This window comes from Dyella japonica DSM 16301 (assembly GCF_001010355.1).
Lineage (GTDB): Bacteria > Pseudomonadota > Gammaproteobacteria > Xanthomonadales > Rhodanobacteraceae > Dyella > Dyella japonica.
Genome location: NZ_JPLA01000060.1, coordinates 46,923 through 63,940, shown reverse-complemented (window position 1 = coordinate 63,940; position 17,018 = coordinate 46,923). Strand labels below are relative to the sequence as shown.

Sequence of the window (17,018 nt, the reverse complement as noted above, 5' to 3'; positions counted from 1 at the left end):
CCTCCCGACCCCGCTACCATGTCCGCCCCAAGCCAGCGCAACGCCGGCACGCATGGGCCTATAGCTCAACGGTTAGAGCAGGGGACTCATAATCCCTTGGTTCGAGGTTCGAATCCTCGTGGGCCCACCAATTTCTCAAGTCTTTTTCGTCTTGGCCTGATTCGCCAGTGAGCGAAAAGGGTCAGATCCCAAAGTTCGGCAGAGCCAATAAGGCGGGCTCAGCTATGCCGAATTGCCTTCGCCACCATTTCCCCAAAAACTGGCTGATATGAGGCTGACGACCTATGCTTCTCAAAGGAGCCACCCCAATGGGTGCTAGGTCTGTGCTTCATGGATAAGAAAAAGCTATCTGAGGCAGATATCTGTTTGAAATTCATCACGCCTGCGCTCGTCGCACGCGGATGGGATTTACATGAGCAGGTCTTTCAGGAATTCACCCTTAAGGCCGGCCGCATGGTGGTCCGAGGTCAACGTGCCGCACGCGATAAGGCCAGTATCCGCCGTGCCGACTATATGCTGTGCCATCACGCCGATCGGCCTATCGCAGTAATTGAGGCCAAGGACAATCACCACTCGCTAAACGCCGGTATGGCGCAGGCGATCGAATACGCCCAGCTTCTGGACGTCCCGTTTGCGTTCTCCAGCAACGGCGACGGTTTCATCTTCCGCGACCGTACGCTTGCCGATGATGTACTGGAGCGCGAAATCACCCTGGATGAATTCCCAAGTCCAAGCGAGCTGTGGCAGCGATACTGCGCATGGAAAGGCTGGTCGTCCGAGGTGCGCACTGTGGCCGAGTCCGCGTGGTTTCCAGGCAAAAGCGCGCGCTACTACCAAATCACCGCGGTCAACCGCACCGTCGAGGCGATCGCCACCGGTCGCGACCGCGTCCTACTAGTGATGGCCACTGGCACCGGCAAGACCTTCACCGCCTTCCAGATCATTTGGCGTTTGTGGAAGTCCGGCGCCAGGAAACGCATTCTGTACCTGGCCGACCGCAACATCCTGATTGACCAGACCATGGTCAACGACTTCAAGCCTTTCAAGGGGGCAATGGCGAAACTCAGCCCCAACCAGAAAGGTGTGGAACGGGTCGACGCCGATACTGGCAAGCGCTTCATTGAAGATCTGGACCTCGCCTTGAATAAGACCACCAAGCTGGTCGACAAGTCTTACGAGATCTACCTGTCGCTCTACCAGGCGGTTTCCGGTCGTGAGGATGAGGCCAACATCTATAAGCAGTTCTCGCCGGACTTCTTCGATCTGATCGTGGTCGACGAATGCCATCGCGGTAGCGCGGCCGAGGATTCGGCCTGGCGGGAGATTCTTAGCTACTTCAAGAGCGCGGCGCAGATTGGCCTCACCGCCACCCCGAAAGAAACAGAGGAGGTTTCCAATAGTGATTACTTTGGCGAGCCCCTGTACACCTATTCCCTGAAGCAGGGTATCGACGATGGCTATCTCGCCCCATACAAGGTCATCCGCATTGACCTAGACCGGGATGTGCTCGGGTGGCGCCCATCTGCGGGCATGACCGACAAGCATGGTAACGTTGTCGAGGACCGCATTTATAACCAGAGCGACATGAACCGCTCTCTGGTGTTGGAAGCTCGTGACCAGCTGGTCGCCGAGAAGATAACCGACTATCTGAAAGCCACTGACCGCTACGCCAAAACGATTGTCTTCTGTGAGGACATTGATCACGCTGGCCGCATGCGCCAAGCACTGTCCAACGCCAACGCCGACATTTGCGTCGATCAGCCGAAATACGTCGTTCAAATCACCGGCGACAACAGGGAAGGCAAGCTGGAGCTAGATAACTTCATTGACCCGGAGAAGACTTTCCCGGTGATCGCCACTACCTCGCGGCTCATGTCCACTGGCGTCGATGCTCAGACCTGCAAGTTGATCGTGCTGGACCAGACCATCAAGTCAATGACGACGTTCAAACAGATCGTCGGACGCGGTACTCGTCTGCGCGAAGATCTGGGCAAGACCTGGTTCACCATCATGGACTTCAAACGCGCCACCGAGATGTTCGCAGACAAGGAGTTCGATGGTGACCCGGCGCAGGTCTACCAACCCGGCCCGGGCGAGCCGGTCGAGCCGCCCGAGCCACCGCCACCCGGCGGCATCTGCGAGGAACCCGGTCACTGGAGCGATGAAGAATCCCCCTTCGAATTTACAAAAGGCACTGGGCAAGGCGACGGGGAGTTGCCGCAAACGGTCAAGCGCTTCGTCATCGACGGCAAACGCGTACCCGTCAGCATCGCCAAGGAGCGCGTGCAGTACCTTGACGCGGAAGGCAAGCTGATCACCGAAAGTCTGCGCGACTACACGCGAATCAACGTCAAAAAACAGTACGAATCACTTGATGCTTTCCTTCGGGTCTGGAGCGCGGCAGAACGCAAGGCGGTGCTAATCGCCGAGTTGGACGATCACGGCGTCTTCCTCGACGCGCTGGCAGACGAGGTAGGCAAGGATTTCGACCCTTTCGACTTGGTGCTTCACGTCGCCTACGATATGCCCCCGCTCACCCGTGCCGAGCGCGCCAACCAGGTACGTAAGCGGAACGTGTTCACCGAATATGGCCCCGTAGCACGTCAGGTCATCGCGGCTCTGATCGACAAGTACGCCGACAGTGGCGTGCAGACTATCGAAAGTATGGACGTGTTACGTCTGCCGCCGATTGACCACCTAGGCACCCCAATCGAATTAGTGCGCGCATTCGGCGGCAAGCCACAATTCCTGCAGGCGGTGCGGAGTTTGGAAGCAGAGTTGTATCGCTCTTAAAGGCCTATCAGCGGACCGATGGCCTGTGCAGCACCAGCCTTTCTTTTTCTAGTGCAGAACCCAAATGTCCAATCTCAGCTCAATTGTGAAATCCATCCAAGACGTCATGCGCCAGGACAGCGGCGTTGACGGCGATGCCCAGCGCATTGGCCAGCTCACCTGGTTGTTCTTCCTGAAGATCTTCGATGCGCACGAAGAGCAATTGGAGGTCATGCACGACGACTACCGTTCGCCCCTGCCCGAGCACTTGCGCTGGCGAAATTGGGCGGCCGATCCAGAGGGGCGCACTGGCGGAGAGCTCCTCGATTTCATAAACAATCAGCTGTTCCCAACGCTCAAGGAACTTCCCGGCGATTTGAAGCGAAACCCGCGCGGCTTCGTAGTTCGGGGCGTTTTCGAAGATGCCTTCAACTACATGAAATCTGGTCAACTCCTCCGCCAGGTAATCAACAAGATCAACGCGATCGACTTCAACCGCAAGACGGATCGCCATCAGTTCAACGATATCTACGAAAAGATCCTCCGCGATTTGCAGTCCGCCGGCAACGCAGGTGAGTTTTACACGCCACGCGCGGTCACCCAGTTTATGGTCGACATGATCAACCCACAGCTCGGTGAATCTGTGCTTGATCCGGCCTGTGGAACTGGGGGATTTCTAGTTTGTGCGCTGGAGCATTTGCGAAAGCAGGCGCGAACCGTTGTGGATGAGGCTACTTTGCAGGCGTCCATCCACGGTGTGGAGAAGAAACAGCTGCCGCACCTTCTGTGCGTCACGAACATGCTGTTACATGGAATCGATGTTCCCAGCGAGATTCGTCACGACAACACGCTTACTCGCCCTCTGCGAGACTATGATGCCAAGGATCGCGTCGACGTCATCGTGACCAACCCCCCATTTGGCGGCACCGAGGAGCCTGGCGTAGAAGCCAACTTTCCTGCCGACGTGCGCACCAAGGAAACTGCCGATCTGTTCCTAGTGCTGATCAAGCACCTATTGAAGACGAATGGCCGAGGGGCGGTGGTATTGCCCGATGGCACTCTGTTCGGCGAAGGCGTCAAATCGCGCATTAAGGAACAGCTATTGGCGGAGTGCAACCTCCACACTATCGTGCGCCTGCCCAATGGCGTATTCAGCCCGTATACTCCCATCAAGACTAATTTGCTCTTCTTCACTAAGGGGCGGCCAACCGAGCACATCTGGTACTACGAGCACCAATATCCAGCTGGCGTGAAGAACTACAACAAGACCAAGCCGATCCGTATCGAAGAGTTCGACGTAGAAAAAGCCTGGTGGGGCGATGCCGCCGACGGCTATGCCAGTCGTGTCGAGAACGAATTCGCTTGGAAGGTCGGAATCGACACAATTAGGGCGGCCAACTATGACCTCGATCAGAAAAACCCGTATGCCGTCGAAGAAGTCAGTCACGATCCAGAAGTGCTGTTGGCCAATCACCGACGCCTCCAGATTGAGGCGCAAAGTTTACGCGATCAACTAAAGGTGTTGCTTGGTGCTGCATTGAGTGGTGTCGAGGCGCAAGGATGAGGCAGTCGAAGGTCGCCCAGAACATCGCTGCACCTGCGGCGAACGTACCGGTGCAGAAGGAAACGGTATTTGGTGCCGCGTTCGATCTGCTGGTCCAGTCTCAGCAGGGCATAGCGAAGTTGCGGGAGTTGATTCTCTCGCTCGCGTTTCGAGGCAGGTTGCTTCCGCAAGAACCAGGTGACGAGTCCGCTCTCGTCTTACTCTCACGCGTTCGCGCAGAGAAGGAGAGCCTCATTGACGCCGGGGTGATATCGCGCGAGAAGTCATTAGAACCAATTGCCGATGAGGAAATTGCATATAGTCTTCCGGCGGGCTGGATCTGGGTTCGTTTGCCACAAATCTATTTCCCCCTTTCTCTGGGGAAGAAAACACTACTTTCCTCGGCCATTAAAGATAAAGGCTCCATTCCTGTTGTCGATCAAGGGCAGCGCCACGTTGCGGGTTATACCGACGAGGTCGAACTGATGCTCAATATTCCGGGGCCAGTGGTCATCTTTGGCGATCATACGACCCAAGTGAAATACATAGATTTTGATTTTGCGCCCGGGGCCGAAGGAGTGAAGGTTCTTCGCCCAGTACTGCAAAATGAAAAGTATTTCTTCTGGCAGCTCAAGGCTTTTAGGCTCGAAAGTCGAGGTTATGCACGGCATTTCAAAGCCTTGAATTCTAAGCTATTCGCCTTAGCACCCCTGGCCGAACAAGCCCGCATCGTCGACCGCATCGAGGAGCTAATGAGGATATGTGATGCACTTGAGGCCCGCGGTCAGTTGCAGGACGAGCAACACGAGCGACTCGTCGCCACGTTGTTCGACACGCTTGCTTCCAGCGAATCCGCCGAGGCGCTGTCTGAGAACTGGCGGCGCATAGCCACCCATTTCGACCTGCTATTTGACCGTCCTGAATCCATTGATGTTCTAGAGAGGGTCATCCTTCAACTTGCTGTACGTGGACTGCTTGTCGCGCAAGATGCCACTGATGCTCCTGCTCGTGATCTCCTGCAAGAGATTCAATCTCGGCGAGGAAAATTCGGCACAGCTGTCAGCAATCACGATCAAGCCACACGTCGCGAAGATCTCCCCTTTAAGCTTCCCAATGGCTGGGAGGCGGTTAGTCTTCTGGACGTCTGCGCGGTGGGCGGCGGTGCGACACCCAGTAAAGGGAATCCACGCTTTTGGGATGGAAGCATTCCATGGGTCAGTCCAAAGGACATGAAGGTAGATGTGATCAATGACTCTCAGGATCACGTTTCATCCAAGGCGATCAACGAAACACGGTTGCCATTGATATCTGCCAACAGTCTACTTGTGGTGGTTCGTGGGATGATTCTTGCGCACTCATTTCCCGTGGCCGTAGCCGCGCGCGAGGTGACCATTAATCAAGATATGAAGTCATTCACACCGTACTTGGTTGAGCTACTTGAGTTTTTGTCATTGGCGCTCAAGGGCTTTAAACCTGAGATACTCTCGCTGGTTGCGCGCTCGACACACGGCACCTGCAAGCTAGAGTCAGGCAGACTTTTCAGCTTTATGTTCGGCCTCCCGCCATTGGCGGAACAGCGGCGAATCGTTGCCCGTGTCGATGAGCTTCGGCGGCTTTGCGTGGCCCTTCGAGAGCGTTTAAGTGAATCCCGAGGTATGCAATCTCGTTTAGCAGATGGCCTGATCGGCGCTGTGAGCTGATCGCTCCCACCAGGTCACGACGGCGAATGGCGGCGAGCGCGGCCGAATGATGTCCTGGAAGTGCTGCAAAACAACCGTTGGTTGGACTGAATACCGCGTCACTTTGAAGCGACGCCATCGGCGTGCTTCGATGCCATTCTCGCGCCTCAGCCTTGCAATGTGATGGCGGCCGCAGGAAATGCCTTGCGCCACGAGTTCCTTCCAAACTCTGCGTGCTCCATAGACCTCCCGCGAGTCGCGATGCACCCGGCGCACGTGAGCGAGCAATGCTCGGTCCTTTACATCTTGGCTGCTTAGTTCGCGGCCACGCGAAGCATGTAACCCGCTGCGGCTTACCGATAAAGCGCCAAGACCGGGGTCAGAGCGCACTTCCCCTGCCAGCTTCAATGGAAAGTCCACACTGACCCGGGTTTAGCAAGAATACACCCTGACCCACGTTTCGGCTTTGGCCGCGATATCGATATTTCATCGAATTCGACAAGAAATACGGAGGCGGTATTTGGGTCTGATGCCTGGACAAAAAGTTAGGCAGGTGGTAAATCCACCAAAATCCTAGGGGGACGTATGGCTAAGGAAATCAGCGCGGGTATCGAACAGGCCTACTATGAACGCACGGATTTGTTGGTGGTTGCGCTTACAGGAAGAACTGGTAGCGGCTGCACAACCACCGCTGGCGTATTTACCAAGGAATACTCCGAGCTGGTCGTTTCTGAGGGCGATCTTCCGAAACCCGAAGACAGAAAGCTGCTTATAGCTAAATCTTTTCTTGAGAAAGCCTGGGTACCATTTAAGGCGATAACGGTATCGACTGTAATTCTCAGCTATCTTTTTGCGCACGGCGACGAAGATATTCGCGCCTTCTTCAAACGACATAAAGTTGAGGATTCGTCAATAGATTCGCTACTTGGCGAATTTCAAATTCTGAGGAAAGATAAAAATTACCCAGCCTTCGTAGACTGCGTTGTTCACGATCAAAAACAACACGGTCCGGACGCATGGACATTTTACAATAATATGTTGTCGCCAGTGGCGCAAAAGACCAAAAGTATGCTGGGCGCTATCTATGGGCCTGTATTTCAGGAGCTCGGTGACAACATTCGATATAGCGGCTCTGCCTTGTCCAACAAAATAAATCAGGACGAACTATTTTCCTTAATTCGGCGCGTCAAGAGACTGGTGAAAGCGGCTTTCAAGCATGACAGTAGCCTTCCTCGTCAGAGCACAAGGATAATAATTGACGCTATTAGAAATCCGCTCGAGCTCTTGTATATGCGAGACCAGTTTGCGGCGTTCTACGCGATAGCGATAACGGCGGACGACGATGACAGAATAGCGCGCCTGGAGTCTCTTGCCCTTAACAAGAAGGATATTCAGAAGATAGATTCGAAGGAGGCGTCGGGAAAAAAATCTCTAAAGAGCTACGAGAACTTTGTATCTCAGAACATACAGGAGTGCATTCAAAAATCAGATTTGTTCTTTGCGAACTCAGGTCGACCCGAGGAGTTTGCGACAAACATAAGAGGGATCAATGCTCAGGTGATTCGCTACACGGCACTTATGGTACGGCCAGGCCTAGTTACGCCCACGCGTGACGAACGCTGCATGCAGCTCGCCTTCGTGGCCAAAGTGAACAGCGGATGCATCTCCAGGCAGGTAGGGGCCACGGTCGCTGATGAGGGTGGGTCGATAAAGGCCGTGGGGTGGAACGACGTGCCGAAGGGGCAAGTCCCCTGCCTGCTAAGAGATGTGAGCAACCTGCTTTCTGGAGGTGATACGGTTGCCTTCAGCTACTACGAGAGGACAGATCCAAAGCTTCGCCGAAATCTAGAAAATGACTTCGCGGGCAGATCGTCCTTGAAAGTTGCGACAGGTCTACCCTGTCCATATTGTTTCAAAGATGCTTATAACGCGATCAATGATGATGACAATAACCAGGTGCATACTCGTTCGCTGCATGCCGAGGAAAACGCTTTTCTTCAGCTCGCAAAGTATGGCAATAGCGGTATTCAAGGTGGCGTACTATATACAACTGCCAGCCCGTGCGAGTTGTGTTCGAAAAAAGCATTTCAGCTTGGCATAAAGGAGGTCATCTATATAGACCCCTATCCCGGCATCTCTTCGACCCATGTATTGCGATCGGGCGAGGAGGTGATGCAGCCAAAATTAAGGCTATTTAATGGTGCAATCGGCCATGCATACCATCGTCTGTATGAATCAATATTTCCTATCAAGGATGAGTATCGTGCTAGGTTGAGCGTGGACCCACAAGGGCGTCTTCTTTAAATCTATGATCATTTCTTCGTCGCATCCATATGGGCGAATCTAGGTTAGTGCGAAAGGGAGCTATTGGAAGACTTGATGGGCTCATTTGTCGATACATCTAGGCGGTGGTACGTCGCGATGCAGATGTTTTTTTGCACTACATAATGCAAAAAAGCGTCAGGACAAGAATACGCCTTTTGTTTCAACGTTCATGGGATATCCGCTTTGCTCCCGGTTTTGATTGGCTTTTGACTAGATGCCCATAGCAGTCCAAGGCGGCAAGTGACTGGGCACGTCTTTAGAGCGACCCCGTTTGTAGGGCGGATAAGAGAGCTTTGCGGTGAGAAAAGGGGTCATCCGCTAACCCAATGGGATGGCCCGCTGCTTGAATTGCCGTCGTGAGATGCGACAATTGGTACGTGGCTTGTGCCCGCGAAGTATGCCCCGATCGAAAGCAGGTATTTCTTTGGTGGGTGAGGAGTCGGGGAGTACGTCGTCGAGAGGCAACTCGATCGTTGGAAGTACAACCCAGACCCGACTGCAATTTGACGAGCGAAGCCAATAGTGACTTCGACCCAACAAGACCGAGGAATGTCTCCCATGTCGATTAGCGAAAAGTTGGCGCTCGGACCGGGCGAGACGCTCCGCATGAATAGCACACGCACTAAGGGCTTCGTGGGTGAGACCGATGTAACTTGCTACTCCGTCTTGGACGCGTCGGGAAATATCATTGGGACTGTCACGCATACTGAGCACACTGCCGTTAGGGGCTTTCGAGTCACCAATTCAGCCACTCGAACAGATCTGCAAGGCAATGATGTTTTGACTGCGAACTGGTAAAGGGCCCTGGGCGCATCGCGGGGCTCAATGACATCCGGGAGGTATCTCGTCATGTCCGCTATAGCGCCCTTGCGTACGCACGTAAGCGTGCACCCCAACTTTTAAAGGGCTCAGGTATCAAGGGGAAACCCATGAAGCCAGTTGATGTCGTATTGAGCGCGCTCACCTTGTGAGGCGTGGGTGCGGGCGCGGGTAGAAGTAGAGGAAATCAATCAGCGCATAGTTGATTGCTAGAAGGCAATCATCACAAGAGCAACTATTAAAACTGGGGTCAGAGTGCACTCTTTCTGCCCGCCTCCATAGAAAGTCCTCTATGACCCTGGTTTTGGAGGACGCATCGCTTGGCTACGTCTGTCAGCCTTCCCCATGAAATCGCCGCGTCTCGAACCAAATCGTCATGTAGGGCTATCCTTACCGCCTAGTGAGCCGGATACGCGGGAGGGGCGGCGATGCGGTACTGGTGGGTTAACCACAAGCAGACGGCGCGGCAGGAGATTGAGGGTGGGTATCTGTGGTCGCCGTATCGGGCGGCGCATGGGGCGCGGAATCTGTTCTACGACAACATGCGAGGCGCAGCGCCTGGCGATGTGGTGTTGTCGTTTGCGGGTGGCCTGATTCGGTACGTCGGGTATGTAGAGGACTATGCGAGTCCGGCCCCGAAGCCGGATAGCTTTGGTACTACGGGGCATTACTGGGATGACGAAGGTTGGCTGCTGCCTGTGTTGTGGGAGCCGCTAGCTGCGCCCGTTCGGCCGAAGGACCATATCAAAGAACTTGGTCCTCTCTTGCCAGACAAGTATTCGCCCATCCAACCTAACACGGGCAACGGTAACCAAGGGGCTTACCTAGCCGAGGTGGGTCGCGAGGTCTATGAGTTCCTCATAGGGCCCCTGGGTATGCCTGACTCGGGTTATGAGGTGGAGGCATCCCAGATTGATGCGCCACTCGCGCGTATTGACGATGCCATTCAGGCCATCATTCGGGATGACCCGAGCTTGGATGCGACGACTAAAGAGCAGGTGGTCAAGTCGCGCTACGGGCAAGGTCTTTTTCGTCAGAGCATCTTCAACTTCGAGTCCTCGTGCAGGCTCACCAAAGTGAGCAATCCACGGCTGCTGATTGCGAGTCATATCAAGCCGTGGCGCCTCTGCGAGAACTCGGTCGAGCGACTCGATGGCGCAAACGGCCTCTTGCTCACGCCGCATGTCGACCGGCTGTTCGATCGAGGGTTTATTAGCTTTGAAGACGATGGTGACGTGCTCCTATCGCGCAAGCTCGATCACACCGATTTGGATCGGCTTGGGTTGAGTGAAGCGTGTGCGAACGGATGCGGAGTCTTCCATCCGAAGCAGGCGACCTATCTCGCCTATCACCGGAGCAATGTCTTCCTGCGGTGATGCGCTGAGAAATGCACTAGAAGCAGCCGAAACCAGCAAAACTGGGGCTGAGTGCAGATTTCAATAGTGCGCAAATTGAGGATCAAGGGAAAGTGCACTCTGGACTACCCCGGGTTACCCAGTTTGACTCCACTCTGACCGAGGCTTCGGGCTAGTTCGCAGGACACAAAAAAGCGGCCATCAGGCCGCTCTTTCAGTGAGATGAATGCATAGCGTCCCATTGAAGTGAGGCTTACAAAGACTTTGCCCACTTCCTTAGGCCATTGGCATTCGCGTGGCCTCCAAAGAGCTGCTCGACTAGCCTTTTTGAGCTTTCCATCTGAAGCTGCCGAACATAGCGCTCTACTTCTTGACGTGTCCGCCCTCGAGCCTGAGCTTGGGCAATGATCGCAAGAAGTGTGGACTCCAGTTGGGCTCTGTTATCAATAGTCATAACTCACCTCTCGAGCCTGAATATAGGGGTCGTCCAGCCTCTTCGCAAGGCGGGTGTTAAAGAAATATTTGATGGCACCCGCCGAGGGAGGGATAAGTGCTTACCCCTCCATCGCTCCGGCCGTCCGCCGTGTATTCCGTCTCACTGTAGTTCCATAAATTGAGCACCACCGCTACCGCATTGGGATTCAAGGTGATCTCCTTAAGCCCATTTTCTGCGTCCTTCCAAAGCGCCACAACCCGAGACCTACTAGAGCCCGGGGGAGGGGTGGCCAGCTGTGTCATTCCCAAACTAGTAACGGTCAACACAGAGCTGCCCGGATCATCCGCAAGCACAGTAGCGTAGCGAGCAGGCCAACGTTGGGCGATTTGGGGGCCGTCGGATAGAAGGGCGATGACCAAATTGGGGCCTACTGACCGAACCAACTGCGCCACTGGGTCCTGCCGTGCGAGATCTTCACAGATCAGGCAGCAGATCGTTAGTTCGTCGTGAATTGCAACAAAGTTGACTGATCGACCTTCGATCCCGGTGTGTTCCCACCATTTGAATTTGGGATCGAGCGAACCTCCGAGGCCATACATCTCGATCTGGGAACGATTCAGTTGCCAGCGGTGATGCTTCCCTTGTTTGACAACTCGATCGCTTCGATCCTCATCCAAACCGAAAGCCATCCACACTTGATTAAATGGCTCTTGACCATCTCTGCCTGAAACCCCTGCGACCACACAAGAACAGCCATGATTTCTTGATACTCGTTCTACGGTCTGAAAATCGCCCGGGGTTAGCGCCGCCTCCGGGAACACTATTCCCTGGATATCTCCACAGATCATCTTTGCTTCGAGGAAGATCTGCTGCAAGTAGCCCTCAAATCCTTGATGGTCGGAGGTACGGCTAAGCAGATCATCGGCCGCCTTCACTTCGTAGTTGAAGCACTTAAAGGGGTCTCCAAAATGAACATAATTCACCGGTGCTTCTGAAAACTGCGTGGGGAAAATTTCCGGCGGCCAAGGCACGACGAGCAAATTAAACCGCGGTTCCCGTTCGAGACCTTGAACGGACCATGTGGGCGCAACCTCACCTCCAGTAAAAAGGGCCAGATGATGCGTAAGGGACCGCATGGTGATACCGAGCCTCGGTGTGTGTTGCTTGGGCAATGTACACAGCCGGGTCCTGGGGAGCCTTGGAGTAAAGGTGCCGTGCGTAATGAGCAACTTCTGCACTTCGAAGCTGAAATCTAGTTCGGGATCATCGCGATCTAGCGGGAGCCCGAATCCGACGCAAGCGGCATCAGCCAGAGCTATGAGAGTGAGGAGAGCTCCGCACAACTTGGAGTTTTCGGCGAGAGATATTTGCTCGACAGGGACGTTTCTCGAACTCCAGACAATGCGCCAAAGCTTTTTTACTTCTCTCGGAATGTTGGATTGTGCCGCAGGCGTAACTTGAGGCGGCGATGGCGTCTCATCTGTGTATGCGGCGAGCGTCGCATTTGCGCTTCTGCGCCAAGCAGAGGCGTTCTTTTCAATGAACTCTTCCCAAGCTCCAGGGTCTCCGTTGGGTGGCCAAGCTTTCATGATGTTGATGTATGCGCCACTCACCTCAAGTAGATAGGCGCATACGGCGAAGACATCTGGCGGCCACCCCAGTTGCCGAGGAGAGTGCCAGCTATTGCCCAGTAGGTCGGCCAACTCGTCGCCAAGAGACACAGATTTTTGCAAAAAGTAGTCAGTCATTGAACGCCCCCGTGCGTCCAGTTGAACGCGCACTACATGTTAGCGCCTAGTCGAAAAGTTAGTCATTGACCAATGTGAGACATTTGATTGGTCGTCTACTAGCGAGGATTTCAAAGAAGACGTCCTGGGATTGACTGTAGATAGAAATTTCTTATCCGATCGCCAAGCCACCAGATGTGGTGGTGTCAATTCAAGGCCGAGTACCCGCTAAACCTGCCGGACGATGCTGACACATGGCCTGGCCAGTGCTTGCGTACCCACCACACCCCGCAAGGCGCACACCCACCCCATCGAATCCCGACAGACGCCCCAATCGCCGATTGCTAGTTTCGTTTAGCCATCCGCGCAGCAGAATTTTCTTGTAACGCATCGCGAATGACCATGACCCCAAGTCATGAAGCGCGAGCCGTGAGTGCGCCAACACCCACGACCCGCTAACCATCTCCAACTACCTCAGAGTTGATCATGGCTATCCGCGATCATACGTCACGCGCTCGCCCGTCAGTTCCCGCTGACGACACCCTCCCAGGCTCACCCGACGACCTCCCTCCCGCACGCGTCGCGTGGCCCGAAGCCTCCCCTCCGAGCACTCGCGCGGACATCGCCCTGGCGTTGCTCACGCTGACTCGCCTGCATCACGACAGTGAGCAATGGCGCAAGGCGCAGGCTCGCGGATTCCTCGCCAGATCGTTGGTATGGCCGCTTTCCGAGGCGGAAGCCACTCGCCTCGGCACCGCGATCCAATGCCTGCAGCAGTACGCCAGGCTGTTCGGCCACGTGCCTCGCGTGAGCTATCCACCCGGGCATTGATCTCCCCCGGCGGCGCATCGGCCTGCATGGCGGTGCGTCGCCACCTGGGGATCGCTGATGTACCTACCAGGCATTCGCTGACGCGAATGACCGTAAGTGCGCGCCCGTTCTAAGGGCGTGTCCGACAGGGGAAGGAAGTCCATGGAACTGATCAATCTGACGCCCCGCCTGGGCGTGGATGCGTCGTCGCGCCTGCGCTCTCCCGGGGACGTGCTGCTGCACGACTACATGCGTACGGAGGGGCTCAACCCCTCGCAACTCGCACGCCGCATCGGCATCCCGGCCTCGCAGATCAAGGAGATCGTTGCCGGCGAACGATCCGTCACGGCAAGACACGCGATACGGCTTGCCATCGCGCTGGATACATCGGCGCTCTATTGGCTTGTGTTGCAGGCGCGCTACGACCTGGCGCGCGAGGCGCGAGGCATCACCACCGCCGGCCGCTCAACGGCCGGCGCCGAGGCGCCTCCCGATTTCCGTTAGCCGCCCTTGATGGCCGCTCACGCGATCCGCCAACCACCCTCTCACGACAAAAGGAATCGATCATGGCTAGGCCAGGTCAGCAGGTACGCACGTGTCCGTCGCTCGCATGGCGCCCGCCCGCTACGCACTCGGTGCGAAGTGTGTCGGCTCACGAAGTAGAAATTTCGCCCATGATGGGTTGCGGCGCGCTGCGTCATCGCCGCCGCTCCACGTTGGCCATCGCCTTGCTGGGTCTGTGTGCAGCGAGCGTGTCGCCGGACGTCATTGCCGATCCGCAGGCATCCGGACGCCCTGCGGAAACGGAAACCAAGCAGGCCGGCGCTGATCAGAAGCCCGCCACCAAGAAGCTGGAAGCGATCACGGTGACGGGTTCGCTGATTCCCCAGGTCGAGATCGAAACCGCCGCGCCGTTGATCATCATCTCCGGCGAGTCGCTGCAGGCCCGCGGATTCGGCACGGTGGCCGAGGCGTTGAAGCAATCCTCGGTGGCCACCGGCAGCGTGCAGGGTGCGCAGAGCTCCGCCTCGTTCACCCAGGGCGCGGAGACACTCAGCCTGTTCGGTATGCCGCCGGGTTTCACCAAATACCTGATCGACGGCCGGCCGATGGGCAATTTCCCCGCGCTGTACAACGGGCGGGATGTGTTCAACAACTTGTCCGGCATCCCGATGCAGCTGGTCGATCGCATCGAGATCCTGCCGGGCGCGCAGTCGTCGTTGTACGGATCGGATGCGATCGCCGGCGTGATCAACGTGGTGCTGAAGAAGCATGTCGATGGCGCGGCGCTGGATGCGCGCTACGGCTTCTATCAGGAGGGTGGCGGCGTCAGCCGGCGGCTGAGCTTCAGCGACGGGTTTCAGCGTGGCCGCTTCAACCTGATGGGCGGCGTGCAATACGAGAACGTCGATCCGATCTGGGGCTATCAGCGCGAGCTTACCCGCCGCCGCAATACCGACGGCACCGGCCCATCGATCGCCAGCGGCGATTACCTGCTGGTGAGCGGCACCACCGGGCGCTACATCAACGTGGAAAAGGTCGACGCCAGCGCCTGCAGTCGCGTGACCGAACAGTTTGCCGGCACCACCGGCTATCGCGTGCGCTCGCCCAATGGCAGCTACTGCGGCTCGTTCTATTCACCGGGTTATCGCACGCTCGCCAACGCCACCGAAAACGCGCAGCTGTATACGCACGCCACCTACGATGCGGGCGAACACGTGCGGTTGTATGGCGACCTGCTCTACAACTACAACGAGACCAGCACAGCGACGGGGTCCAATTACACGTGGTGGGGTAGCAGCTCAAAGTACCGCTACTTCTACGACACGAAGTTGCGCGACTACGTGCAGATGCAGCGCGCGTTTTCGCCGGAGGACGTGGGCGGCTACGACTCCATCATGAACAAGTCCGTGGAGAACGCGTACATGCTGACGCTGGGTGCACAAGGGCGCCTGGGCTCCAGCGCGTGGGATTACGACCTTGGCTTCACACATTCGGACGACCAGCTCAATCAGCGCGGCTTTGCGCGCTGGGCCGATCCGATCAACGACTACTTCGCCAAGCACGTGCTGGGCCCCGACCTGGGGCCCGACCCGCGCGGCCGTGGCTATCGAAGCTTCGCACCCGACTACGCTGCGTTCTACACGCCCATGTCGGTCGCCAACTTCCGCAGTTTCACCGGCTACACCAGCAGCCGCAGCAAGACCTGGGACAACCTGGCGCGCGGCCAGCTCACCAACGCCTCGCTGTTCACCTTGCCGGGTGGCGACGCGGGTATCGCCGCGGTGGTGGAGGCCGGCAACCAGGGGTGGGATTACACACCGGATGCGCGCCTGATGAATGGCGGTGTGTGGGGCACCACGGCCGTGCAGGGTGCGGGCCACCGCTCGCGTTACGCCGGCACGCTGGAGTTGCGCGCGCCGGTGTGGCGTCAGCTGACCGTCGATGCGTCGGCGCGCTATGACAACTACAAGGTGGCCGGCAAACAGGTGGCCAGTGCCACCTGGAACCTCGGCCTGGAATATCGGCCGATCGAAACGCTGCTGTTGCGAGGCAAGGTCGGCACCGCCTTCAAGGCGCCGACGCTGTCCGATCAGTTCCAGGGCTTGAGCGGCTACTACAGCAGCGCAACGGATTACTACAATTGCGCCGCGCTCGGTTATCGGGGCCCCAAGATCGACCAGTGCCCGGCCCGCTACGGCAACGTGCAGTACTTCGGTCAGCAGTCGGGCAACCCGGCGCTCAAGCCGATCGAAGCGAACGCCTGGAGCTACGGCGTGGTGTGGTCGCCCGTGCCTCGCATGGCGGCCAGCGTCGACTACCTGCACTGGAACGTGCGAGGCGAAGTGCAGAATCAGAGCGTGGACTCGCTGCTCAACGACGAGATGCTGTGCCGGCTTGGCGAACGGGACATCAATACGCCGTCCTGCCGTACCGCCTTGGCGCAGATCACCCGCAGTACCGGCGTTGCCAACGACGGCACCATCGGTGATATCACCTCGATCTATCGCACCAAGGTCAATGTCTCACGCCGTGTCATCAATGCACTGGTCGCGGATTTCCGCTATGGCTTCGGTATAGGGCGTTATGGCGACATGAGCTTCACCGCGACCTACACCGACATGCTCAAACACGACTATCAGCCGTACGCCGGCGATCCGATGGTCGACCGTCTGCGCGACCCCACGTGGAGCACCGATTTCAAGACACGCACCAACGCCTCGGCCAACTGGCATCGCGGAAAATGGTCAGCGACCCTCTATGCCAATCGCTACGGCAAGACCCCCAACTACCTCGCTGCCAACAATGGCTATGCGTATCCCGGTGCAGGCACGCTGGCCCCATGGATCCGCTACAACGCAAGCGTGTCGTATCAACCGATGCCCAGCCTGCTGCTCTCGATGCAGGTGAACAACCTGTTCAACGTAATGCCTCCACGTGATGGCAGTTATCCCGGTACGTCGGGGGCGCCGTATAACTCGAGTAATTACAGCGTTTATGGGAGGGCGTATTACTTGCAGGCGACGTATCGGTTTGGGGAGCTGAAGTAGT

The 17,018-nt window shown here is 56.6% G+C and carries 9 protein-coding genes and 1 tRNA gene; 8 read left to right on the top strand and 2 right to left on the bottom strand.

Going from position 1 to position 17,018, the window contains the following annotated elements; translation table 11 throughout:
- The first annotated feature begins 54 nt into the window (after positions 1-54).
- The 4 genes from Y882_RS17555 (at position 55) to Y882_RS17540 (ending at position 6,015) form a co-directional block, all read left to right on the top strand.
- Positions 55-130, top strand: a tRNA-Ile gene (locus Y882_RS17555).
- A gap of 200 nt (positions 131-330) precedes the next feature.
- On the top strand, positions 331-2,793 hold the full coding sequence (gene hsdR / locus Y882_RS17550) for an EcoAI/FtnUII family type I restriction enzme subunit R (RefSeq protein WP_046973248.1): 2,463 nt from the start codon (positions 331-333) through the stop codon (positions 2,791-2,793).
- Positions 2,794-2,857: 64 nt separating this feature from the next.
- Entirely contained in the window at positions 2,858-4,336 is a 1,479-nt protein-coding gene (locus Y882_RS17545; protein WP_046973247.1) for a type I restriction-modification system subunit M, read from the top strand.
- Complete coding sequence (locus tag Y882_RS17540; protein ID WP_052950132.1) at positions 4,333-6,015, top strand: restriction endonuclease subunit S; 1,683 nt, start codon at positions 4,333-4,335, stop codon at positions 6,013-6,015. Before Y882_RS17545 ends, Y882_RS17540 begins: the two co-directional genes overlap by 4 nt.
- Here the strand turns inward: Y882_RS17540 and Y882_RS21020 are convergent.
- The gene (locus tag Y882_RS21020) at positions 5,983-6,384 is read right to left on the bottom strand and encodes an IS3 family transposase (RefSeq protein ID WP_425479485.1); all 402 of its coding nucleotides are present in this window, start codon (positions 6,382-6,384) and stop codon (positions 5,983-5,985) included. The genes Y882_RS17540 and Y882_RS21020 overlap by 33 nt on opposite strands.
- A gap of 195 nt (positions 6,385-6,579) precedes the next feature.
- Here Y882_RS21020 and Y882_RS17535 point away from each other — a divergent pair, with 195 nt between their 5' ends.
- Together Y882_RS17535 and Y882_RS17525 are read left to right on the top strand one after the other, a co-directional pair.
- Positions 6,580-8,298 (top strand): hypothetical protein, encoded by a 1,719-nt coding sequence (locus tag Y882_RS17535; protein WP_046973246.1) that lies wholly within the window; start codon positions 6,580-6,582, stop codon positions 8,296-8,298.
- Positions 8,299-9,566: 1,268 nt separating this feature from the next.
- Positions 9,567-10,514, top strand: a complete 948-nt coding sequence (locus tag Y882_RS17525) for an HNH endonuclease (RefSeq protein ID WP_046973244.1) — start codon at positions 9,567-9,569, stop codon at positions 10,512-10,514.
- A 489-nt stretch (positions 10,515-11,003) separates the two neighbouring features.
- Here the strand turns inward: Y882_RS17525 and Y882_RS20135 are convergent, their stop codons facing one another.
- On the bottom strand, positions 11,004-12,677 hold the full coding sequence (locus Y882_RS20135) for a hypothetical protein (RefSeq protein WP_156171568.1): 1,674 nt from the start codon (positions 12,675-12,677) through the stop codon (positions 11,004-11,006).
- Between the two features lie 951 nt (positions 12,678-13,628).
- Here Y882_RS20135 and Y882_RS17515 point away from each other — a divergent pair.
- Complete coding sequence (locus Y882_RS17515) at positions 13,629-13,970, top strand: HigA family addiction module antitoxin (RefSeq protein WP_046973242.1); 342 nt, start codon at positions 13,629-13,631, stop codon at positions 13,968-13,970.
- A gap of 140 nt (positions 13,971-14,110) precedes the next feature.
- Positions 14,111-17,017, top strand: a complete 2,907-nt coding sequence (locus tag Y882_RS17510) for a TonB-dependent receptor domain-containing protein (protein ID WP_162207430.1) — start codon at positions 14,111-14,113, stop codon at positions 17,015-17,017.
- Position 17,018: the final 1 nt, after the last annotated feature.

Bases quoted from the DNA above. Each gene is read 5' to 3' on its own strand.
- Y882_RS17525 (WP_046973244.1), top strand. From the start codon at position 9,567: ATGCGGTACTGGTGGGTTAACCACAAGCAGACGGCGCGGCAGGAGATT.
- Y882_RS17535 (WP_046973246.1), top strand. From the start codon at position 6,580: ATGGCTAAGGAAATCAGCGCGGGTATCGAACAGGCCTACTATGAACGC.
- Y882_RS17545 (WP_046973247.1), top strand. From the start codon at position 2,858: ATGTCCAATCTCAGCTCAATTGTGAAATCCATCCAAGACGTCATGCGC.
- Y882_RS17540 (WP_052950132.1), top strand. From the start codon at position 4,333: ATGAGGCAGTCGAAGGTCGCCCAGAACATCGCTGCACCTGCGGCGAAC.
- hsdR (WP_046973248.1), top strand. From the start codon at position 331: ATGGATAAGAAAAAGCTATCTGAGGCAGATATCTGTTTGAAATTCATC.
- Y882_RS20135 (WP_156171568.1), bottom strand. From the start codon at position 12,677: ATGACTGACTACTTTTTGCAAAAATCTGTGTCTCTTGGCGACGAGTTG.
- Y882_RS17515 (WP_046973242.1), top strand. From the start codon at position 13,629: ATGGAACTGATCAATCTGACGCCCCGCCTGGGCGTGGATGCGTCGTCG.